This window comes from Thalassobaculum sp., from assembly GCF_040219615.1.
In the GTDB taxonomy this organism is placed as follows: Bacteria; Pseudomonadota; Alphaproteobacteria; order Thalassobaculales; family Thalassobaculaceae; genus Thalassobaculum_A.
The window spans coordinates 123,638-146,551 of the sequence record NZ_JAVJSE010000029.1; the positions used below are offsets into that span (position 1 = coordinate 123,638).

Consider the following 22,914-nt stretch of genomic DNA (forward strand, 5'->3'; position numbering starts at 1 on the left):
GCTGCTGCGGGTCCATCGACACCGCCTCGCGCGGGGCGATCCCGAAGAACTCGGCGTCGAAGCGGTCGACGTCGCGCAGGAAGCCGCCCCAGCGGGTGTTCATCTTGCCGGGCGCATCCGGGTCCGGATCGTAGTAGGCGTCGGCGTCCCAGCGCTCCGGCGGCACCTCGGTGACCGCGTCGGTGCCGGCCTCCAGCATGTCCCAGAACGCTTCCGGATCGTCGGCGCCGCCGGGCATCCGCAGCCCGATGCCGATCACCGCGACCGGCTCGCGCCCGCGCCGCTCGGCGGCGTCCAGCTTCGCCTGCATCTGCTTGAGCAGCAGCACCGTGCGCTGCTTGTCGCGGATGTCCATGTCGTTCATGACGCCAGGTGCCTGTCTTCCATCTCGCGCAGGATCGAGTCGAGATCGTCACCGCTCAGCGACATGATCTCCTCGTCCTCCCCGGCGATCGGGTCGTCGACAGCCGGGCTGGCGGCGGGGCCGACCAGACGCTCGACCAGATATCCGGCCACGGCCGCGACGGTCGGGTAGTTGAACAGCAGGGTCGCCGGCAGGGTCTCTCCGGCCAGCGCCCCCAGCCGGTTGCGCAGCTCGACCGCCATCAGCGAGTCCAGGCCCAGCTCGTTCAGCGGCCGGTCGCGCCGGACCGCCCCGCCGACCGCCATCAGCGACCGCGCCTCGGCCTCGACCAGCGCGGCCATCCGCTCGACCCGTCGCGGTGCCGGCAACCCGGCAAGCTCGCCGCGCAGGTCCGCCGCGGCTGCCGGCCCGGCCGGAACGACCGGCTCGGACACGGCCCGCACCGGTTCGACCAGGTCGCGGAAGACCGGCGGCACCCGGTCGCCGAAATGCCGCCGCAGCGCCGGCCAGTCGATCGGCAGCGCCGCCAACCGCGGCCACGGCGCGTCGAGCGCCGCCGCCAGCGCGGCGATGCCCTCGGCCGGCGACAGGGTGCCCATGCCGGCGTCGGCGAGCCGGCCGGCGACGCCCAGGCGGTCGGCAGCACCGACCTCGCGCCACGGCCCCCAGGCGACGCACAGCGCCGGCAGGCCGCGGGCCCGGCGCCGCTCGGCCAGGGCGTCGAGGGCGGTGTTGGCGGCCGCGTGGTTGGCCTGGCCCGGCGATCCCAGCAGGCCGGCCGCCGAGCCGAACAGCACGAAGGCGTCGAGCGGCCCGCACAGCCGGTCCAGGTGTTCCGCGGCGTCGATCTTGGCCGCCATCACCTTTCGGAGGCGCGCGGGCGTCATCTCGGCGAGCGGCCCGTCGTCGAGTTCGCCGGCGGCATGGAACACTCCGGCCAGCGGCGGCAGGTCGGCGGCGCTCCCGGCCAGCAGGCGCTCGACCCCGGCCGCCTGCGAGACGTCGGTGGCGACGGTGCGGACCTCGGCACCGGTCTCGCGGAGCCGGTCGATCCGCGCCGAGATTTCCGCATCCGGCGCCCGGCGCGAGGCCAGCACCAGATGCCGTGCGCCCGCGGCCACCGCCCAGTCGGCGACCGCCAGCCCGAGCCCGCCGAGCCCGCCGGTCACCAGATAGCTGCGGTCGGCGCGGAACCGGAACGGCGCCGGGTTCGACAGCACCACCTTGCCGAGATGGCCGGCGCGCTGCATCAGCCGGAAGCCGTCCGCCGCCACGGCCATCGGCATCACGGTGAGCGGCGGCAGGTCCATGCGCCCATCGGCGACCGCATCGACCGCCGCCCGCAGCAGCCGGCCGCCTTCGTCGTCGGTCACCGAGTCGAGCGCGACCACGTGATAGCGGACCCCCGGATACTCCGCCGCGACCCGCTCCGCCGGCCAGACGCCGGTGCGGCCGATCTCGACGAACCGGCCGCCCGGCTTCAGCACCGACAAGCCCGCGCGAATCGCGTCGCCGGTCAGGCTGTTCAGCACCACGTCGACGCCCTGCCCGCCGGTCGCCGCCATCACCCCGGCCGCGAAGTCGGTCGAGCGCGAGTCGAGCACATGGGCGACGCCGAGCCGGCGCAGATGCGCGCGCTTCCACTCGCTGCCCGCCGTCGCCAGCACCTCGGCCCCGGTCTTCAGGGCCAGCGAGACCGCGAAATGCCCGACCCCGCCGGCGGCGGCATGGACCAGCACCCGGTCGCCCGGCTTCACCTCGGCCAACTCGACCAGCGCATGCCAGGCAGTGAAGCCGGCGACCGGGATCGCCGCGGCCTGCTCGAGCGTCAGGCCGTCGGGCACCGGGACCGCGCGGGCCGCCGGCACGACCACGTGGCTCGCCAGGCTGCCGCCGGCGACCGCCAGCACCCTGTCGCCCACCCGCAGGCCCTCGACACCGGGCCCGACCGCGCTCACCTCGCCGGCGCATTCGCCGCCGAACCGGCCGTCGCCCGGCACCAGCCCGGCGGCGGTCAGCACGTCCTTGAAGTTCAACCCGGCCGCCAGCACCCGGATCTCGACCTCGCCCGGCCCGGGCGCGGCGCGCTCGGACTGCTCGAACGCCAGCGCATCGAGCCGTCCGGGCTCGCGCTGGACCAATCGGAAGCTCTCGGGCAGCGGTGCCGGGGCCTCTAACCGCTGCAGTCTCAGCGCGAACCGCCGGCCGTCGCGCCAGGCCACCTCGATCTCGCCGTCGTCGATCGCCGCCTCGGCCGCCAGGGTGGCATCCGGATCGGGGTCGAGCGTATCCAGGTCGACCAGCCGGATCGCCGCCGCCGGCCGTTCCAGCCCGGCCGCCTTGGCGAGGCCGAGCACCGCCGCCTGCGCCGGGTCGGGCAGGTCCCACGGCCGCAGGCCCTGCGCGCCGCGGGTCGCGACCAGCAGCTGGCCGTCGGCGCCCTGCAGCGCCGGCAGCACGGCCGCGGCCGGGTTCTCCGCCCCGAGCGCCCCGCGGCACACCGACGCGCCGGCAGCCGCCGCCTTGCGCGCCAGGATCACCGCCTGCTCGCCGAGCCGGCCCTCGCCCGGGGTCAGCACCGCCACGTCGTCGAATCCGGCCTCCGCCAGCAGCCGGCGCCAGGCCGCGGCGTCGACCAGCGGATAGTCCGGGCGCAGGTCGCGATCGGTGCCGCGCCACCAGCCCTCGGTCAGGCCGAAGGTCAGGTCGAGCCAGCGCGACGGCCGCAGGCCCTCGACCAGCAGCAGCCAGCCGCCGGGCGCCAGGGCGACGGCGGCGTGCCGGACCGACACCGCGAGGTCGGCGGTGGCATGCAGCACGTTGGCCGCGACCACGATGTCGGCGCCGGCGGGCGCGACGCCCTGCCCGGCCGGGTCGCGCTCGATGTCGAGCACGCCGGTCGCGAAGCCGTCGCGATCGGCGAACCGGCGCCCGGCCGCCGCCAGGAAGCCGGCCGACAGGTCGGTGAAGCGGTATTCGGCCAGCCGGCCGGCCAGCACCGGCAGCAGGTGGCGGGTGGTACCGCCGGTGCCGCCGCCGATCTCCAGCACCCGCAGGCCGGCGCGGCCGTCGACCGCGCGCTCCAGCGCCGCCGCCGCGAGGCCGTTCAATGCCGTGGCGTAACGGGATTCGCCGTACAGGCCGGTCGCGTCGTCGGCGCCGAACAGCACGGCCAGCGGGTCGGCGTGGCCGGCCAGCAGGTCGGCGAGCGCGCCCCCGCAGCGCGCCAGCATCGCGGTCTCCGCCGCCTGGCCGGGATACCGGGCCTTCAGGTCGGCCAGCAGCGCGTCGGGATCGGCGGCCGAGCGCCGCAGGACCCGCTGGCCGGGATCGACGACGCCGTCCTCCTCCAGCATCCGCCACAGCCGCGGCATCAGGCGCTCGAACTGCGCGACCGGCGCGAAGCCGGCGCCGGCGAAGGCCCGGGCCACATAGGCGCCGCACAGCCGGTCCGCCGCCTCGCCATAGCCCTGGTAGCCGGTCAGGTCGTCGGCGACGGCGATCCCCGCGGAAACCGCCGACGGCTTCGGCAGGCCGCGCGGGTCGGCCGGCACCCAGACCGGCCGGTACAGGTGGCGGCGAACGTCCTCGCCGGCCGCCGCCGGCCGGCAGACCAGGCCGTCGACCCGCAGCGCCACCGCGCCGTCCTCGCGGACCAGGGAAAGGTCGCCGACCACCGCGCCTGCGGAACGGTCGCGGAGACGGGCGTGGCACCGGAACGCCCCACCTGCCGCCAGGGCCGCCCGGTCGAACGACAGGCCGTCGAAGCCGGTCGGCAGATGGCCGGGCAGGTCGGTGCGCTGCAGGACGGCGCCCAGGGTCTGGAACATCGCGTCGAGCAGCGGCACCGGGATCGGCCCGTCGCCGTCCGGCGCCGGAACCGCGACCGTCGCCAGGGCCTCGCCGTCGCCGGCGCGGATGTCGGAAAGCAGCCGGAACCGCGGCCCGAGCTCGATGCCGTCGGCCACCATCCGCGTATAGAACCCGGCGACGTCCACGATCTCGCCGCAGCGTGCGCGGAGCGCCGCGAGGTCCAGCGCGTTCCAGACCGCCGACGCCCCGGGTGCCACCACCGCGTGCCGCCGCCAGCCGTCGGGCGTGCGGGCGTGCACCGTCACCGTGCCGTCCCCGGCGACCGCGGTCTGCACCGCGACGCCGCCGTCCGGCACCTCCAGCATCGCCTCGACCGCCGTGGCGCCGAGCGCTTCGGCACCGGCGGCCAGCGCCAGGGCAGCGAACGCAGCGGCCGGCAGCACCACCCGCCCCTGCACCCGATGCTCGCCGAGCCAGGCCGGGGACGCCGGGGTCAGGGTGGTCGCGAACAGCCGGCGGGCCAGCGGGGTCTCGATCTCGGCGCCCGGCAGTCCTGTCCCGCCCGCCGCCGTCCGGGCCGGCGGATCGCGCCAGTAGCGCCGGCGCTGGAACGGATAGGTCGGCAGCCGGGTCCTCGGTCCGGCCGGCAGCACGGTCGCCCAGTCGACCGGCATGCCCTGGCAGTGCAGCGCCGCCACCGCCTCCAGCAGCGCCACGACCTCGTCGCCCCCGCCGAGCGCCGAGGTCACGGCAACGCCGCTAACCTGCGGGCGCGCCAGGTCGCGCAGGGTGGTGCCGGGGCCGATCTCCAGCAGGCTGGTGCAGCCGAGGTTGGACAGGGTGACCAGGGCGTCGGCGAACCGCACCGGCTCGCGGGCATGGCCGGTCCAGTGCGCCGGGTCGACCGACGTTACGGCCCCGCCGGTCAGGGTCGAGACCAGAGTCGCATGGCCGCCCGACCCGGACGGCGCCACGGTCGCCAGATCGGCCAACGCCGGCCCCATCAGCGCCGAGTGGAAGGCGTGGCTGACCGCCAGCCGGCGCGCCGACACGCCGTCGGCCTCGAGCCGGGCGAGTGCGGCATCGAGGGCGTCGGCTTCACCGGACAGCACCACCGAGCGCGGGCCGTTGACCGCCGCCACCGACAGGCCGCTCCCGGCCGCCAGCGCCTCGGCCGCCGCCGGTTCCAGCATCGCCGCCGCCATCGCCCCGCCGGCCGGCAGCGCCCCCATCAGCCGGCCGCGTTCGGCCGCGAACCGCAGCGCGTCCTCCCAGGCGATCAGCCCGCAGGCCGCCGCCGCCGCGATCTCGCCGACGCTGTGGCCGGCGCAGGCGACCACCTCCACACCCCAGGCCCGGAACTGCTCGGTCAGCGCCCATTGCAGCGCCAGCAGCGCCGGCTGGGCCCGGGCGGTGTCGGCGCGGTCGGCGGTGTCCTCGAACAGCGTCGCCCGGACGCCCGGCACCATCGCCTCGGCCTCGTCCAGGACCGCCCGCACCACCGGGAACGCGGCCGCCAACGCCCCGCCGGTGCCTGGCGCCCAGGCGCCCTGGCCGGTGAACAGCAGGCCGAGCCGCGGCCGGCCCGCAGCGGCCGCCGGCGACGCTGCCGCCAGCCGGTCGCGCGCCTCGGCCGGGGTCCTCGCCACCACGGCGACCCGGTGCGCGAACGCCCGGCGACCGAGCAGCGTGGTGCGGGAAACCGCCGCCATGTCGGCATCGTCGGCCAATGCCGCCACCTGGCGCCGCACAGCCTCGGCCAACGCCGCGTCGTCGCGCCCGGACGCCGCCAGCACCACCGGTCCGGCCGAGCCCGCCACCGGCTGCGCGTCCGGCGCCTGCTCCAGCACCACATGGGCGTTGGTGCCGCCGATCCCGAACGAACTGACGCCGGCCCGGCGCACGCCCGCCGTCGGCCAGTCGCGCGCGACGCCCGCCGGCCGGAACGGCGTCTCGTCGATCCGCAGCAGCGGGTTCGCCTCGCGGAAATGCGCGACCGGCGGCACGACCCCGTCGCGCACCGCCAGCGCGGCGGCGATCAGCCCGGTCACACCGGCCGCCGCCTCCAGGTGACCGACGCTCGCCTTGGCGCTCCCCAGCGCCACGCTGCCCGGCGCCGCCCCGGAGAAGGCCTGGGTCAGGGCGCGGATCTCGATCGGGTCGCCGATCGGCGTGGCGGTGCCGTGGGCCTCCACGTAGCCGATGCTCGACGGCTCGACGCCGGCGACCGCCAGCGCCTCGGCGACCACCGCGGCCTGGCCGTCGACCCCGGGCGCGGTGAAACCGGCCTTGGCCGCGCCGTCGTTGTTGACCGCCGAGCCCAGGATCACCGCGTGCACCGGGTCGCCGTCGCGCAGCGCGTCGTCCAGCCGGCGCAGCGCCACCACGCCGACGCCGGAGCCGAACACCGTGCCGTCGGCGGCGGCGTCGAAGCTGCGGCAGCGCCCGGTCGGCGACAGGATCGAGCCGTCCTCCCAGCGGTAGCCGACCCGGTGCGGCACCCGGATGCTCGCCCCCCCGGCCAGGGCCATGTCGCACTCGCCGGACAGCAGGCTCTGGCAGGCGGCGTGGACGGCCACCAGCGAGGTCGAGCAGGCGGTCTGGATGCCGACGCTGGGCCCGCGCAGGCCGAGCAGGTAGGCGAGGTGGCTGGCCAGGTAGTCCTTCTCGTTGCCGATCATCGCCAGCAGCGTCGCCGGCGAGGCCCCGGCCTTCAGCCCCGGCAGCAGGTTGAACAGCAGGTAGGAGCTGATGGCGCAGCCGGCGAACACCCCGACCGGCCCCGCGAAGCGCTCCGGCACGACCGCCGCGTCCTCGAGCGCCTCCCAGGCGCATTCGAAGAACAGCCGGTGCTGCGGGTCCAGCAGTTCGGCCTGCTCGGCGTTCAGCCCGAAGAATCCCGCGTCGAAGCGGTCGATGCCGTCCAGCAGCGGGGCGGCGCGGACATAGTGCGGGTCGTCCCACTCGGCGGCCGGAACGCCCGCCGCCGTCCGGTCGGCGGGGCCGAGGTCGGAGATCGCGTCGGCGCCGGCCCGCAGGTTGCGCCAGAACGTCGCCACGTCCGGCGCCCCGGGAAAGCGCCCGCTCATCCCGACGATGGCGATCTTCGAGGCCACGGCGGTCATGACGACGGATCCTCGCGGCGGGCGGCCCGGCGGGCGGCGCCGCGCGCCGCCGCGGCATCGGCGGCAGCGGGCCCGGCGGCCTCGCCGAGATGCGCCGATAGCCCGGCCACGCTGGGGAACCGGAACAGGTCGACGATGTCGATGCTGCGCGCCAGCGCCGCCTCCAGCCGGCGGTGGATGCGGACCATGTGCACCGAGGTGCCGCCCAGGTCGAACACCACGTCGTCGCGACCGACCGCCGGCACCGCCAGCACCTCGCCGAACACCCGCGCGACGGTCTCCTCCAGGGCACCCTCTGCGGCCACGGGTGCGGCGGCCGCCCGGGCCGTCGCCGGCTGCGGCAGCCGCGCCCGGTCGACCTTGCCGTTGCCGGTCAGCGGCAGTGCGTCGAGCCGCATGATCGCCTCCGGCACCATGTAGTCCGGCAGCCGGGCGCGCAGCCGCTCGCGCAGCGCCTCGACGATATCGGCCGGCGGCGCCAGCGACGCGGTCTCCGGCGACGGGTCCGGCAGGCCGCCGACGAAGCCGAACACCAGCTCGCGGTCCGGGCCGAGATCCAGCGGCCGGTCGAGCTCCGCGGTGTCGAGCACCCCCACCGGGCACAGGCCGAGGTCACGGCCGGCCGCGCCCTCCATCAGCAGCTGGCCGATGCCGCCGGCCTCCAGCAGGCAGAAGTCGCGCGACTTCTCGCCATACAGCGGCCGGATCGCCGGGTAGTGGGCGACCAGCAGGATCGAGAACGCCGACGCCTCGGCCATCGCCCGGTTGGTGTCGGCGTGGGCCGCCGCGCTCAACGCGGCCTCCGGCGCCACCGGCTCCAGGTCGTGGCGGTCCGGGTGGTGGTAGTACAGGCCGCCGGCCAGCCCCTCCACACGGTCCGGCTTGACCAGCACCCATGCCTGCAGCGGATAGCTGGAGCCGGCCGACGGGTAGCGGTACCTGGCGAGCTGACCCGGGCCCCGTCCGAGTGCCCGCAACTCCGACAGCAGCCCGGCCAGCCGGTCGAGCGGCACCTGCGCCTCCCGATACCGCCGGACCGAACGCCGCCGCGCCCAGGCTTCGGCATCCGGCGCGCCGCCTGCCAGCGCGACCCGGGCGTTGGACCCTTCCGCCGCCGGCCGTACCGCCGGCCGCTCCAGCAGCAGCGCCAGGCGCGCCACCTGCTTGTCCGCGTCGGCCGGGTCCGGGGGCACCGCCGCGTCGGCAACCACATAGGCCGCCACCCGGCGCTCGCCGCGCTGCTCGCCCCAGGCGACCGCGACCGCCGCGCGCACGCCCGGATGCCCGGTCAGCACCGCCTCGATCTCGCCGAGCTCGATGCGATGGCCGCGCACCTTCACCTGGCCGTCCTCGCGGCCCAGGAACTCGATCGACCCGTCCGCCAGGTAGCGGCCGTGGTCGCCGGTCTCGTACAGCCGCTCGCCGGTCCGCGGATGCGTCACGAACCGCTCGGCGGTGCGCGCCCGGTCACGCCAGTAGCCGCGCGCCAAGCCGTCGCCGGCGATGAACAGCCGCCCGGGCACGCCCTCGGGCGCCGGCTCCATCGCCTCGTTCAGGACATGGAAGCGCTGGTTGGCCAGCGGCCAGCCATAGGGGATGCTGCGCCAGTCCGGCTCGATGCGCTCGACCCGGAACCAGTTAGACCAGATCGAAGCCTCGGTGGCGCCGCCGAGGCCATAGACGGTGGCGCCGTTGGCCAGCGCCTTGATGCGGGCCGGCAGCCCGAGCGGGATCCAGTCGCCCGACAGCATGACGACGCGCAGCGCCGGCCCGACGTCCCGGCCGTGCTCGACCAGCATGGCCAGCAGCTGCGGCACGGTGTTCCAGACCGTCACGCCATGGGCCGTCATCAGGTCGAGCCAGTGGCCGGGGTCGCGCAGCCGGGCCGGGTCCGGCAGCACCAGCCGGCCGCCGCAGCCGAGCAGGCCGAAGACGTCGTGGACCGACAGGTCGAAGCTGAGCGACGACAGCCCGAGCACCGCGTCGTCGGCGCCGATGCCGAAGCGCCGGTTGACGTCGGCGACGGTGTTCAGCGCCGCCCGGTGCTCGATCATCACGCCCTTGGGCTGGCCGGTGGAGCCGGAGGTGAAGATCACATAGGCGAGGTCCGACGGTGCTGCGTCCGGCAGCGGCAGGACCGCGTCGTCCGACGGGGCCAGGTTGTCGACCGCCAGCGCCTCGACCCGGTCCGGCCAGCCGAGACCGGCCAGCCTCGCCTGGGTCAGCACCAGCGACACGCCGCCGTTCTCGACCAGGAAGCCGCGCCGCGCCGCCGGCAGCGCCGGGTCGACCGGCAGGTAGGCGGCGCCGGCCATGACGACGCCCAGCACCGCCGCCGCCTGCTCCCAGCCCTTCTCCATGGCGACCGCCACCAGCCGGTCTCGGCCGATCCCGCGCGACCGGACTTCGCGGGCCACCGCGCGGGCATGGCCGGCCAGCTCGCCATAGGTCTTCGCCACGATGGACGTGACCACGGCCGGCCGGTCCGGCTGGCGCGCCGCCCAGGCCAGGAAGCCGTCCTGCAGGAAGCCCCCAGGGGCAGGCGCCGCGGTGGCGTTGGCTTGGGACCGACGCTCCATCTGGTCGTCCGGGAGATGGCGGCCGAGCGTCCAGGACCACGCCTCCTCGCCTTCGGCCAGCGCCTGCAGCATCCGGCCGTAGGCGGCGAACATCGCCTCGACCATGCCGGGCTGGAACTGGCCCTCCAGCACGTCCCAGGACAGCACCAGGTCGTCGCCGTCCTCGATCGCGTGGTGGTCGATCCAGACCTGCGGGGTCTGGGTGATGGCGTGGACGGTGCGGCCGAGCCAGGCGATCGGCAGCTCCGCCTCGTCCTCGCCCTGGTGGCCGAGCGCGCTGGTGAACACCACCGGGATCGACGCGACGGCGCCGTGCCGCCGGCGGGTCAGCTCGCGGATCACCCGCACGCCGCTCCAGGCATCGTGGTCCAGGTCCCGGGCCAGCCGCTCCTGCAGGGCGGTCGCGCGCTCGCGGAAACTCACTGCGCGGGCGTCGACCTCCAGCAGCAGGGTCGAGGTGAAGTCGCCGACCGTGCGCTCGAAGCCCGGCGGCGCCTTGAAGGTAGTCAGGGTCAGCAGGAAGCGCTGGGTCTTGCTCCAGGCCGCCAGGATGTCGGCATAGGCGGCGATCAGCAGATTGGATCGGGTCAGCCCGGCCTCGCGCGCCCGCCGCCGCAGGCTGCGCCAGGTATCGGCGTCGAGGGTCAGGCCGTGGCGCGCGAACCGTGGCGGCCCGTCGGCCGGCGCGGTGGCGAGCGGCAGCTCCGGCGGTCCCGGCAGGTCGGCCAGGCGCGGCGCCCAGTAGGCCTCGGCGCGGGCCTGCTCGGCCGGGGTCGGGCCGGCGGCGGTGACGAAGTCGCGGAACCGGCGCCCGACCGGCGGCAGGACCGTCGCCGGATCGGCGTACAGGTCGCCCCATTCGCGGTAGAGCTGCAGCATGCCGGCGGCGTCGGCGATCAGCAGGTCCATGCCCATGTGGACCCGCATCTCGCCGTCCAGCCGGGTCACCCGGATGTCGAACAGCGGCCAGCGCGCCGGCTCGAACACATGGTGCGACATCGCCTCGCGCACCGCCGCCAGCCGTGCCTCGGCGTCCGGCCGGCCGCGCAGGTCCGTCACCTCGACCCGGTAGTCGGGAACCTCCGGCAGGACCCGCTGGCGGCCATCCTCGGTGACGACGGCGCGCAGCATGTCGTGGCGCGCCACCAGCCGGCGCCAGGCCTGCTCCAGCCGGTCGACGTCCAGCCCGGTCGCCGCGAACTCGCGGTAGGCGTGGCAGCCGACATTGCCGAGCGCCACCGACCGGCGCCCGACCCAGTAGGCCTGCTGGACGTCGGTCAGCGGGAAGTCGTCGCCGTCGCCGTTTCGCAGCCGCGCCAGGATGCGCTGCTTGTTGACCGCCAGGACGCGCTTGTCGGCGTCGGTCAGCACGCCCCTCGGCGCCCGGATGCTCAGCCCCTCGCCGTCGAGCGCGATCGCCACGCCGCGGCGCGCGAAATCCTCCAGCAGTTCGCCGGCGGTCAGGTCGGAACCGTTGGTCGGGTCGGGGCCGTTCACAGCGTCAGCTCCTCCCATTCCGGTGCCTCGACCTCGGCCGGCCGGTCGGCCGCCAGCCGGTCGGCGACCTCGGCGAGGGTGGCACCACCCAGCAGCAGGGCGATCGACGGCGCCTGGCCGAGCCCGGCGCTCAACCGGTTGCGCAGTTCGACCGCCATCAGCGAGTCCAGGCCGAGCTGCACCAGCGGCCGGTCGGCAGCGACTCCCGCTGAGTCGGCGCCCAGGATCCGGCCGGCCTGGGCGGTCATCCAGTCGAGCAGCACGGCCGCGCGCTCGCCGTTGGCCAGGCCGGGCGTCTTCAGCAGCTCCAGCAGTTCGTCAACGGCCGGCGCCGCGGCGACGCCGCCGACCAGGGCCGCCAGCAGCAGCGGCACCCGGCCGGACGGGTGGCGCTCGGCGTGCCGGCTCCAGTCGACCGCGGCCACCACCGGGTCGGCGCGGTCGCCGGCCAGCGCCAGGTCCATGGCCTCGACCGCCGCGGCATCGTCCATCTCCCGGATGCCCAGCGCCTCGACCCGCCGCCGGGCGGCTTCGTCCAGGTCGCCCGCCATCCCGGCCTCGGCCCAGCGGCCCCAGGCCACCGACAGCGCCGGCAGACCCTCGGCCCGGCGGCGCCGGGCCAGCGCGTCGAGGAACGCGTTGGCCGCCGCGTAGCCGCCCTGGCCCGCCGCCCCCAGCACCGACGCGATGGACGACACCAGCACGAAATGGTCGAGCCCGAGGTCCCGGGCGGCCCGGTCCAGCAGTTCCGCCCCGCGCGCCTTGGCCGCCAGCGCCTCGCCGAGCCGTGCCGGCGAAAGCCCGGCCAGCAGCCCCGGCGCCTGCACCCCGGCGGCGTGGATCACGGTGCGCAAAGGCGGCAGGCCGTCGGCGGCCGCCAGTATCGTGCGGACCCCCGCGAGGTCGGCGACGTCGGCAGCAACGACCCGGACCGGCACCCCGAGGTCGGCCGACAATCCCTCCCCAGTCGCCGGATCGGCGCTGCGGCCGGCCAGCACCAGCGCCCCGGCCCCGCGCGCCGCCGCCCAGGCCGCCATCCGCCGGCCGACCCCGCCGAGCCCGCCGGTGACCAGGACGGTTCCGCGCAACGCCGCGGGCTTCCTTCGCTCGGGCCGCAGCCGGACCAGCCGGGCGACGCGCCGGGTTCCGTCACGCCAGGCGACCGCGTCCTCGTCGCCCGCACCGGCCAGTTCGGCGGCCACCGAGGCCAGGTCGTCGGCATCGATCCGCCGGACCCGCAGTTCCGGATGCTCCAGCGCCAGGGTCGCGGCCAGGCCCCAGCGCGCCGCCTGCCACGGCCGGGCCGGCGCCTGCACGACCCCCTGGGTGACCACCGCCAGGGCCGGCCGTGCCGCGCCCACAAGGATCCGCTGCGCCAGGGCGAGGCTGCGCCCGACCCCGGCTTCGTCACCGTCGGTGGCCCAGCCCGTCAGGTCGACCACCGTGTCACCGTCGGCGAGCGCTGGCAGTGACGCCGGGCCGCAGACCAGCGTCGGGCGCTCGCCGAGGCACGCCGCCAGCGCGTGGCCGGCTTCCGGATCGTCCGCGGCGATCACGACCCGGCCGCCCGCCACCGGCACCGGCATGTCGGCGTGCTGCCAGTCGACCGCATGGAACAGCGTCGCTGCATCGCCCTGCAGCAACGCCGCCGGCGCCCGGCGCACATGCAGGCCCTCGATCGCCGCCAGCACCGTGCCGTCGGCGGCCGCGACCGTCAGGTCGGTGCCGATCACGTCGCCCCGGCCGATACCGCGGGCATGCACCCACAGCGGGCCGGCCAGCGGCCCCAGCATGTCGACCCGGTCGATCCCGACCGGCAGCAGCGGCTCGCCCGCCAGGTCTTCAGCCAGAGTGCCGCCGGCGACCTGCAGGCAGGCATCCAGCAGCGCCGGATGGAACCCGCCGGCCGGGGCCGAGAGCCCGTCCGGCAACCGGACCTCGGCCAGCGCCTCGCCGTCGCCGCGCCACAGCCGGCGGATGCCGCCGAAGGCCGGACCGATCGCGATGCCGATGCCGGCCAGCCGGTCGCGCCACTCCGCGGGCGCGACTTCGGCGCCGCAGCGCCGCCGGGCCGCGTCGCGATCGAAACCGTCGGCCGGTGCCGCCGCCGGGCCGAGCCTCGCATCGGCGTGCGGCGTCCAGTCCTCGCCGTCTCGGCTGACCAGGCGCGCCGCGCCGGCCGGCCCCAGGGTCGTCCAGACCTCGACCGTCCCGTCCTCGGGCAGGGTCAGCGGCCGCGCGAAGGTCAGCCCGGCGATCCGGCACGGCCCGGCGCCGTGCAGATCGCGCCAGGCCCCGGCCAGGCAGGCGATCTGGAAGGCGCCGGGGACCACCGCCCGGCCGTGCACACGGTGGTCGCCCAGCCACGGGAAGCCGGACAGGCCGACGGGCAGCCGGAACTGCGCCTCGGCCGCCGGCGACACCACCCGCTCGCCCGGCGGCCAGGCGACGCCACCGGTGGCCACGGCCGGCCCGGCCTCCCGCCAGTAGCGCCTGCGCTGGAACGGGTAGGTCGGCAGCCGCGTCCTCGGCCCGGCCGGCAGCACCGCCCGCCAGTCGACCGCGACGCCCTGACAGTGCAGCGCCGCGACCGCCTCGAGCAGGCCCTCCGCCTCGACATCGCCACCGAGCGCCGAGACCGCTTGGACCGCACCGACCTGCGGCCGCGCCAGGTCGCGCAGGGTGGTGCTGGGGCCGACCTCCAGCAGGCTGGTGCAGCCGAGGTCCGTCAGTGCCGCCAGGGCGTCCGCGAACCGCACCGGCTCGCGGGCATGCCGGGCCCAGTGCGCCGGGTCGACCGCGGTCGCGGCAGCACCGGTCAGGGTCGACACCAGGGTCGCGGTCCCGCCGGCACCGCTCGGCGCGACGGCCGACAGGCCGGCCAGGGCCGGGTCCATCAGCGCCGAGTGGAAGGCGTGGCTGACCGCCAGCCGGCGCACCGGCACGCCGTCGGACACGAGATTCGAGATCAGCGCATCCAGCGCGCCGCCGTCGCCGGACAGCACCACCGAGCGCGGGCCGTTGATCGCCGCCACCGACAGGCCGCTCCTGGTCGCCAGCGCCTCGGCCGCCGCCGTCTCCAGCATCGCCGCCGCCATCGCCCCGCCGGCCGGCAGCGCCCCCATCAGCCGGCCACGCTCAGCCGCGAACCGCAGCGCATCCTCCCAGGCGATCAGCCCGCATGCCGCCGCCGCCGCGATCTCGCCGACGCTGTGGCCGGCGCAGGCGATCGCCTCGACGCCCCAGGCCCGCAGCTGCGCAGTCAACGCCCACTGCAGCGCCAGCAGCGCCGGCTGCGCGCGGGCGGTGTCGGCGCGGTCGGCGGTGTCCTCGAACAGCGTCGCACGCACGCCCGGCACCAGCGCCTCGGCGCGCTCCAGGGTGTCGCGCACCAACGGGAGCGCCTCGGCCAGCGCCCTGCCGGTGCCGGCCGCCCAGGCGCCCTGGCCGGTGAACAGCAGGCCGAGCCGAGGGCGCACCGCCGCCTTCACCGGCGCCGCCTTCGCCAGCCGCCCGCGGGCCTCGGCCGGGGTTCGCGCGACGACCGCGGCCCGATGCTCGAAATGCCGGCGGCCGAGCAGCATGGTCCGGGCGGCGGCCGCCAGGTCGGTGCCGTCGGCCAGCGCGCCGACTTGACGTCGAACCGCCTCGGCCATCGCCGCCTCGTCACGGGCCGAGACCGCCAGCACGACCGGGCCGTCGACGGCGGCCGGCAGCGTCGCTTCCGGCGCCTGCTCCAGCACGACATGGACGTTGGTACCGGAGAACCCGAAGGAGCTGACCCCGGCGGACCGCGGCCCGTCGCCTTCAGGCCACGGCGTCGGCGCCGTGGGGAACACCGCCGGCAGGCCATCGAGCGCGATGTTCGGGTTCAGGGCGTGGAAGTGCAGGTTGGGCGGGATCCTGCCGGCGCGCACCACCGCCACCGCCTTGACCAGCCCGGCGATCCCGGCGGCCGGGCCGAGATGGCCGATATTGGACTTCAGCGCCCCCAGCACCAGCGGCCGCGTCCGCTCGCGCCCGAGCGCGTCGGCCAGGGCATGCACCTCGATCGGGTCGCCGAGCGCGGTGCCGGTGCCGTGCGCCTCGACATAGCCGATCGCCTCCGGGGCGATCCCGGCATCCGCGAGGGCCGCCCGGATCACCTGGACCTGCGCAGTTCTGGACGGCGCGGTCAGGCTGCCGCTGCGGCCGTCCTGGTTCATCGCGCTGCCGCGGATCACCGCGTGCACCGGGTCGCCGTCGGCCACCGCGTCGGCCAGCCGCTTGAGCGCCACCACCGCGCAGCCCTCGCCCTGAACGAAGCCGTCGGCGGCGGCATCGAAGGATTTGCAGCGGCCGTCGGCGGCCATCATGTGCAGCTTCGACAGCCCGACCGTCAGGTTCGGCTGCAGCACGGCGTAGACGCCACCGGCCAGCGCCAGGTCGGTCTCGCCCGAGCGCAGCGACTGCACCGCCAGATGCACCGCCGCCAGCGACGACGAGCAGGCGGTGTCGACCGCCACCGCCGGACCGTTGAGGCCCATCAGGTATGACAGCCGCCCGGCCGCCACGCTGGCGACCCCGCCGGAGATCGCGTGGGCGTCGATGGCGGCCGGGTCGGCGATGCCCATGGCGTAGTATTCCGAGGCGTTGATGCCGACCCAGACGCCGGTGGCGCTGCCCTTCAGCCGGTCGGCCGCCAGGCAGGCGTCCTCCATCGCCTCCCAGGCGCATTCCAGCAGCAGCCGCTGCTGCGGGTCCATCGACGCGGCCTCGCGGGCCGACAGCTCGAAGAACCCCGGGTCGAAGCGGTCGATGCCGTCCAGGAAGCCGCCCCAGCGGGTGTTCATGCGGCCCGGCGCATCGGGGTCCGGGTCGAACCAGGCATCGGCGTCCCAACGGTCGGCCGGCACCTCGACGATGGCGTCCGCTCCGCGCATCAGCGCAGCATAAAGCGAGTCCAGGTCGCCGATCCCGCCGGGCAGGCGGCAGCCGACGCCGACCACCGCGATCGCCGGCCGGCGCTCGGCCCTCAGGCCCTCGACCTCCTGGCGCAGCGACCGGATGGTGGTGATCGCGCGCCGCAGCTGGTCCTCGACCACCGCACTCATGCCGCCCCTCCCAGCTCGGCGTCGAGCAACTCAGACAGGGCCCGGGCGTCGAGCCCGTCTAACTCGCCGGCGGCCGTCGCCGCGAACAGGTCGGGCAAGGCCTCGGCCGCGACGTAGGCCGCCAGCGCCGCCACGCTCGGATGGTCGAACAGCAGGGTCGCCGGCAGCTTGCGGTCCAGCCTGGCGACCAGGGCGTTGCGCAGTTCCACCGACATCAGCGAGTCGAGGCCGAGGTCGCGCAGCGCCCGCCGGTCGTCGATCGCCGCCGGGTCCGGGTGCCGCATGATGCGCGCCGCCTCGTCGCGGATGGCGTCGCACAGCAGATCGATCCGCCGGCCGGCCGGCGCCGCCGCGATCCGCCCGCGCAGGGACTCGGCCGCGGGGGCGAGGGTCGGGGCGGGTGCGCCCCGCACGGCGCGGCCGAGCCCGTCCAGCAGGGTCGGCATCCCGCCGAGCGGGAAGCGCCGGCGATAGGCCGCCCAGTCGGCGTCCAGCACCGCCACCTGCTCCGGCCGTGCCGCCATCGCCCAGGCGAAGGCCCGCATCGCCTCGTCCGGCGCCATGTGGAGCAGCCCGGTGCGCCCGACATGGGCCTCGACCCCGGCCTTCGGCACCGCGCCGATCTCGGCCCAGGCGCCCCAGTCGATCGACACGCCCGGCAGGCCCTGCTGCCGGCGCCAGGCGGCGAGGCCGTCCAGAAAGCTGTTGGCGGCGGCGTGGTTGGCCTGCCCGGCCGGCCCCAGCAGCCCGGCGGCCGAGGCGAACAGCACGAAGTGGTCGAGCGCCATGCCGGCGGTCAGCTCGTGCAGGTTCCAGGCGCCGTGCAGCTTGGCGCGCAGCACGGCCTCGAACCCGTCCCAGGTCTGCCGCGAGAGGCCGGCGTCGGCCAGCGCGCCGGCGGCGTGCACCACGCCCTTGAGCGGTGCCGGCGCAGCGGCCAGCAGCGCCTCGACCTGCCCGCGGTCGCCGACGTCGCAGCGCCGGACCGCCACCTCGACGCCATCGGCCCGAAGCGCCTCGACCACCTTCGCCGCGGCCGGTGACGGGTCGCTGCGCCCGGCCAGCAGCAGGGTGCGGGCGCCATGCGCCGCCAGCCAGCGCGCGACCTCCAGCCCCAGCCCGCCGAACGCGCCGGTGACCAGATAGGCGGCGGCCGGGTCGAACCGCGGGGCCGCCGCCGGGGCCGCCGGTCGCCGCACCAGGGACGGCACCAGCCGGCGGCCGCCGCGCAGCGCCACCTCGGTTCCCCGGCCATGCGCCAGCTCGGCCGCCAGGGCCTCGGCACCGGTCGCCGCGTCGATGTCGACCAGCCGCGGCCGGGCGTCGGGAAGCTCGCCCGCCACCGCCCGCACGAAGCCAGGCAAGGTGGCCCGGGCCGGCGCGACCGGGCCGGCACCCGGCAACGCGCCGGCGGTCACCACCGCCAGCTGCGGCGGCTCGTCCATCCGGGCGGCGGCCTGCGCCAACGCCAGGGCCGGGCCGAGGATCGCCTGCTGGCCCGCGACATCGTCATCGCCGTCCGCCGCCAGCAGGACCGCGTCGGTGACGCCCTCCGGCACCCCGGCGGGGTCGGCCGGGGCAAGGGTCACCCGGTCGCCGGCCCGTTCCAGCACGGCCGCCAGCGCCGCCGCCCGGTCGCCGCCGCCGGCCAGCAGCCAGTGCCGGTTGTCGTCATGCCGGGCCAGCATCACGCATTGCTGGGAGACCCCGCCGCGGTCCGGCTCGCCCGGCGTCAGGAACGCCGCATCGCCGAGCCGGCAGGCCGGCAGCAGGTCGCGCCACTGCTCCCGGCGCAGCAGCGCATAGTCGCGCAGCGCCGTGTCGGTGAAGTTCCACATGCCGTCGGTCAGGCCGAAGGTCAGGTCGCCCCAGTTCAGGGTCCCGGTGTTCTCGACCATCAGCAGCAGGCCGCCCGGCGCCATCAACTCGCGGGCATGGCCGAGGGTGCGTGCCAGATCCGGCGTGGCGTGCAGCACGTTGGCGGCGACCACCAGGTCGAAGGCACCGGCGGCGATGCCCTGCCCCGACGGTGGCCGGGCGATGTCGAGCCGGGCGAACTCCATACCGCGCCCGGCGAACCGCTCCTCCGCCTTCGCCACCAGCGAGGCGCCGAGGTCGGTGAACAGGTAGCGGCTGCCAGTCGGCAGGGCATCGAGCAGATGCGCGGTGGTGGCGCCGGTGCCGCCGCCGATCTCGATCACCGACAGCGGCCGGTCGCGCGGCAGCGCCGCCACCGCCTCGGCCGCCAGCCGCTGCACCGCCCGCGAATAGGGCGACTGTTCGTACAGCCGGTTGGCCGCCGCCGTGTCGCCGCCGGGGAACAGCAGCGCCAGCGGGTCGACCCGGCCGGCCAGCACCCCGGCCAGTTCCGGTCCGCAGCGCCGCAGCAGCGCCAGTTCGGCCTCGGCATCGGGGTGCTCGGCGGATGCCGTCTCGGCCCGGACGGCGACGTCGCCCGAATCCGGCAATCCGTCCAGCCCGGCCGCCGCCATAACCGCGACCAGCCGGTCGCGCAGCCGCCGCTGCGCCGGCGCGACCGCGACCGAAGCCGCATCCGCGACCGTCCGGCAGCCGAGCGTGCGGAAGGCCTGCACCGTGAAGTCCAGGCTGAGCCGGTCGAGCACCGCCCCGGTGTCGCCGAAAGACTCCAGCGCCATCCGCTCGCGGTCCACCGACGGCGCGAGACCGGCGGCGATCTCGGCCGGCCCTGGAAGCGGTGCGCTGGCCGCGGTCTCGCGCCACTCGACGCCGTACAGCCAGCCCTGCCACTGCGCCCCCGCCCTGGCCCGGGCGGTGTCGCGGTACGGCACCGCGCCGCGCAGCATGGCGGTGTTGGCGGCCGCCAGCGCCGCCTCGTCCTCGTAGGGAGAGTGCTGGGCGGTCAGCAGCAGGTAGCGCATCACGTCGGCCCGCAGCGCCCGGCCGATATTGCCGTTCGACAGCAGGTGCCGGCGGGTCAGGTCGCCGAGCCCGAAACGCGCCACCACGGCGTCGACATTGGCCTCGAACTCGGGATCGTCGAGCCAGTTGGCGACCTCGGCGCTGGCGTCGACGGCGCGCACCAGCCTGAGGCGCCGCCGGCTCAGCAGCGCGATCCAGTCGTCGTAACCGGGGGTGAAGGAGTGGGTCTCGCGATTGTCGATGGCGTCGCCGGTCGACACGAAGTCGGCGACCACCAGCAGGCCGCCGGGCGCCAGGTGGCCGGCGACGTTGTCGAACAGCCCGTCCTTGTCCTCGATCAGGCCGGTGACCTCGAAGCCGTAGATCAGGTCGAAGCTGCCCGGGAACGGCACCACGCTGGAATCGTTGCGGTGCACCCGCACCCGGTCGGCGAGGCCGAGCCGGGCGATCCGCTCGGTCCCGACCCGGACCTGGCCGTCGGAGATCGTGAAGCCCTGCAGCTTCAGGTGCGGATGCGCCTGGGCGAGGCTGCACAGGTCGGCGGCGTGGCCGCAGCCGTAATCGAACACCCGGCGCATGCGGGCGAAGTCGATGCCGTCGAACAGGCTGTCCTTCAGGGCCCGCTGGGTGCGCCGGAACAGGTCGTGGGCCGCCGGGTCGGCGTCCTTTTCGAACAGTGCCCTGACCCAGGAGAAGCCCGGCACCGGCTCGGCCATGAAGCCGAAGGTCAGGTGGCCCTCCTGGTCGTCGGCGGTCGCGGCCGTCCCGTCGTAGGTGCGCGAGACCACGGTCAACTCGTCGTAGAAGTCGTAGACCGTCGCCGAGCCGGTCGCCGAGGTCTTTACGGCGGCCGGCGCCGCGGCCTCCGGCAGATCGAGCCAGTAGCGGCGGTGCTGGAACCGGTAGGTCGGGGCGGAGCGGCGGCGGCCGAGCCCGTCGCGATGCACCGCCCGCCAGTCGATCGGCGCGCCGCGCTCATACAGCCGGCCCAGGGTTTCGGCGACCTGCCGGTCGTCGGCGGCGCCGCGCCGCAGTGACGGCAGGAATGCCGCGTCATCCAGGACGGCGGCGCCGAGCCCGGACAGGACCGGCTGCGGCCCGATCTCCAGGAACACGACACAGCCCAGCGCGGCAGCCGCGTGCAGGCCGTCCTCGAAGCGCACGGCCCGGCGGGCGTGCTCGCGCCAATACGCCCCGTCGAACGCCTCGTGCGGCCGGCCGGTCAGGTTGGACACCACCGGGATCGCCGGCCGGCCCGTCGCGACTCCGCCGGCGATCCGCTCCAGCTCCGACAGCACCGAGTCGAGCAGCGCCGAGTGGAAGCCGTGGCTGACCGCGAGGCGTCGGCTCTCGATGCCGGCTTCGGCCAGCCGGCCCGCCAGTGCGTCCAGGGCGTCGAGCGGCCCGGCGACCACGGTGTTGGCCGGGCCGTTCAGGCCGGCGACCGACAGCCCGGCATCCAGATGCCGTTCCACCGCGTCGGCCGAAGCGAAGGCCGCCAGCATGCCGCCGCCCCCCGGCTCATCCTCCGCCGGCAGCGACTGCATCAGCCGGCCGCGCGCGACCGCCAGCCGCAGCGCGTCTTCCTCCGACAGCACCCCGGCGACCGCCGCCGCGGCGATCTCGCCGACGCTGTGGCCCAGCACGGCCGCCGGCTCGATCCCCCAGGACCGCCACAGCGCGGCCAGCGCCAACTCGACCGCCACCAGCAGCGGCTGCGCCAGTTCCGTGGCGTCGAGCGGGCCGTCGCCGAACAGCAGGTCGAGCGCGGATCGGCCCATCGCCGCGTCCAGCACCGCCGCGTGGCGGTCGAGCGCCGCCCGGAAGACCGGCCAGCGCGCGTAGGCCTGCTTCGCCATGCCCGGGTACTGGGCACCCTGGCCGGTGAACAGGAAGGCGATCTTCGGCGGCCGTCCCGACGCCACCGGGGCCGCCTTGCGCAGCGCCGCGGCGACCGCCGCCTTGTCGTCGCCGGCGACCGCCAGCCGGACCCCGAGATGCGCGCGCCCCGTCGCCGCCGTCACGGCGGCATCCGCCAACGGGGCGTCCGTGCTTTCCAGCCAGTCGGCCCAGGCATCCGCCAGTTCCCGCAGCGCCGGCTCGGTGGCGGCCGACAGCGCCAGAACCTGCGCACCGGCCGCGGCCTCGGGACGCTCGACCGGCGGCGGTGCCTCCAGCACCACATGGGCGTTGGTGCCGCCGAAGCCGAAGCCGCTGACCCCGGCGATCCGCCGGCCGCCGATGCCGTCCCACGGCGTGGTCGCGGTCGGGATCCTGAGGTCGACCGGCCCGGCGTCGATCTCCGGGTTGAGGCGCGTGAAGTTCAGGTGCGGCGGCACCGCGCCCCGGTTGACGCACAGTGCCGCCTTGATCAGCCCGGCGATCCCGGCCGCCGCTTCAAGGTGGCCGAGATTGGTCTTGGCCGAGCCGACCAGCAGCGGTTCGGTGCGGCCTTCGCCCAGGGCCGCCGCGATCGCCTCGATCTCGATCGGGTCGCCGAGCCGGGTGCCGGTACCGTGCGCCTCGACATAGCCGACCTCGCCTGGCGCCACCCCGGCGCGCGCCAGAGCGGCCCGGATCACCGCCTCCTGGGCCGGGCCGTTCGGCGCGGTCAGGCTGTTCGAGCGGCCATCCTGGTTGACCGCCGAGCCGCGGATCACCGCGACCACCCGGTCGCCGGCCGCGAGCGCCGCCGCCAGCGGCTTCAGCACCACCACGCCGCAGCCCTCGCCGTGGCCGAAGCCGTCGGCCGCAGCGTCGAAGGTCTTGCAGCGGCCGTCCGGCGCGGTGGCACCCAGCTTGGTGGACGCCACCAGCGCCTCCGGCCCCAGCATCAGGTGCACGCCGCCGGCCAGTGCCATCGCGCATTCGCCGGTCTGGATCGCCCGCACCGCCAGATGCACCGCCACCAGCGAGGACGAGCAGGCGGTGTCGACCGCCAGGCTGGGCCCGGTCAGGCCGAGGCTGTAGGACAGCCGCCCCGCGGCGATGCTGGTGTGGGTGCCCGAGGCGGACCAGCCGTCGATCGCCTCGGCGGCCGGCGAGCCGCGGGCGATCAGCGTGTAGTTGTTGTTGTAAAGCCCGACGAACACGCCGCAGGCCGACCCCGCCAGCCGGTCGGGCGCGATCCCGGCATCCTCCAGCGCCTGCCACGCCACCTCCAGCAGCAGCCGCTGCTGCGGGTCCATGGCCGTCGCCTCGCGCGGGGCGATGCCGAAGAACTCGGCGTCGAAGCCGGCGATGCCGGCGGCCAGAAACCCGGCCCGGCGCAGGTTCATCCTGCCGGGCACGGCGCGGTCGGGATCGTACCAGTCGTCGATTGCCCAGCGGTCGGCCGGCACCTCGACGATGCCGTCGCGGCCCGCCGCCAGCAGGTCCCAGTAGGCGTCCGGTCCGTCGACCCCGCCCGGCAGCCGGCAGCCGATGCCGACGATCGCCACCGGCTCGCCGCCGCCCTCGGCACGCGCCAGCCGCGCCTGCAGCTCCTCGATGGCGACGAGGGCGCGCTTCAGCGGGCTCAGGGTCTCGACGGCGGTGTCCAC

The 22,914-nt window shown here is 76.1% G+C and carries 5 protein-coding genes (1 of these 5 running past the window's edge); all 5 read right to left on the minus strand.

From position 1 onward, the window contains the following. Tightly spaced (each overlapping or abutting the next), the 5 genes in view from RIC31_RS15550 to RIC31_RS15570 form a layout consistent with a single transcriptional unit that may run on beyond the window. On the minus strand, nucleotides 1-364 hold the 5' portion of the coding sequence (locus tag RIC31_RS15550; protein ID WP_350109420.1) for an SDR family NAD(P)-dependent oxidoreductase. 11,645 nt of this gene lie to the left of the window's left edge; the window shows 364 of its 12,009 coding nt (coding positions 1-364); the start codon lies at nucleotides 362-364; its stop codon lies beyond the left edge, outside the window. Then, nucleotides 361-7,302, minus strand: a complete 6,942-nt coding sequence (locus RIC31_RS15555) for an SDR family NAD(P)-dependent oxidoreductase (RefSeq protein ID WP_350109423.1) — start codon at nucleotides 7,300-7,302, stop codon at nucleotides 361-363. The genes RIC31_RS15550 and RIC31_RS15555 overlap by 4 nt, the downstream gene beginning before the upstream one ends. After that, nucleotides 7,299-11,378 (minus strand): non-ribosomal peptide synthetase, encoded by a 4,080-nt coding sequence (locus RIC31_RS15560; protein ID WP_350109426.1) that lies wholly within the window; start codon nucleotides 11,376-11,378, stop codon nucleotides 7,299-7,301. Before RIC31_RS15560 ends, RIC31_RS15555 begins: the two co-directional genes overlap by 4 nt. Continuing rightward, entirely contained in the window at nucleotides 11,375-16,471 is a 5,097-nt protein-coding gene (locus RIC31_RS15565) for a type I polyketide synthase (protein WP_350109429.1), read from the minus strand. The genes RIC31_RS15560 and RIC31_RS15565 overlap by 4 nt, the downstream gene beginning before the upstream one ends. Continuing rightward, the gene (locus RIC31_RS15570) at nucleotides 16,468-22,914 is read right to left on the minus strand and encodes an SDR family NAD(P)-dependent oxidoreductase (protein ID WP_350109432.1); all 6,447 of its coding nucleotides are present in this window, start codon (nucleotides 22,912-22,914) and stop codon (nucleotides 16,468-16,470) included. Before RIC31_RS15570 ends, RIC31_RS15565 begins: the two co-directional genes overlap by 4 nt.

Excerpts from the sequence above, each read along its gene's own strand:
- RIC31_RS15555 (WP_350109423.1), bottom strand. The coding sequence starts at position 7,302 with ATGACCGCCGTGGCCTCGAAGATCGCCATCGTCGGGATGAGCGGGCGC.
- RIC31_RS15565 (WP_350109429.1), bottom strand. The coding sequence starts at position 16,471 with ATGAGTGCGGTGGTCGAGGACCAGCTGCGGCGCGCGATCACCACCATC.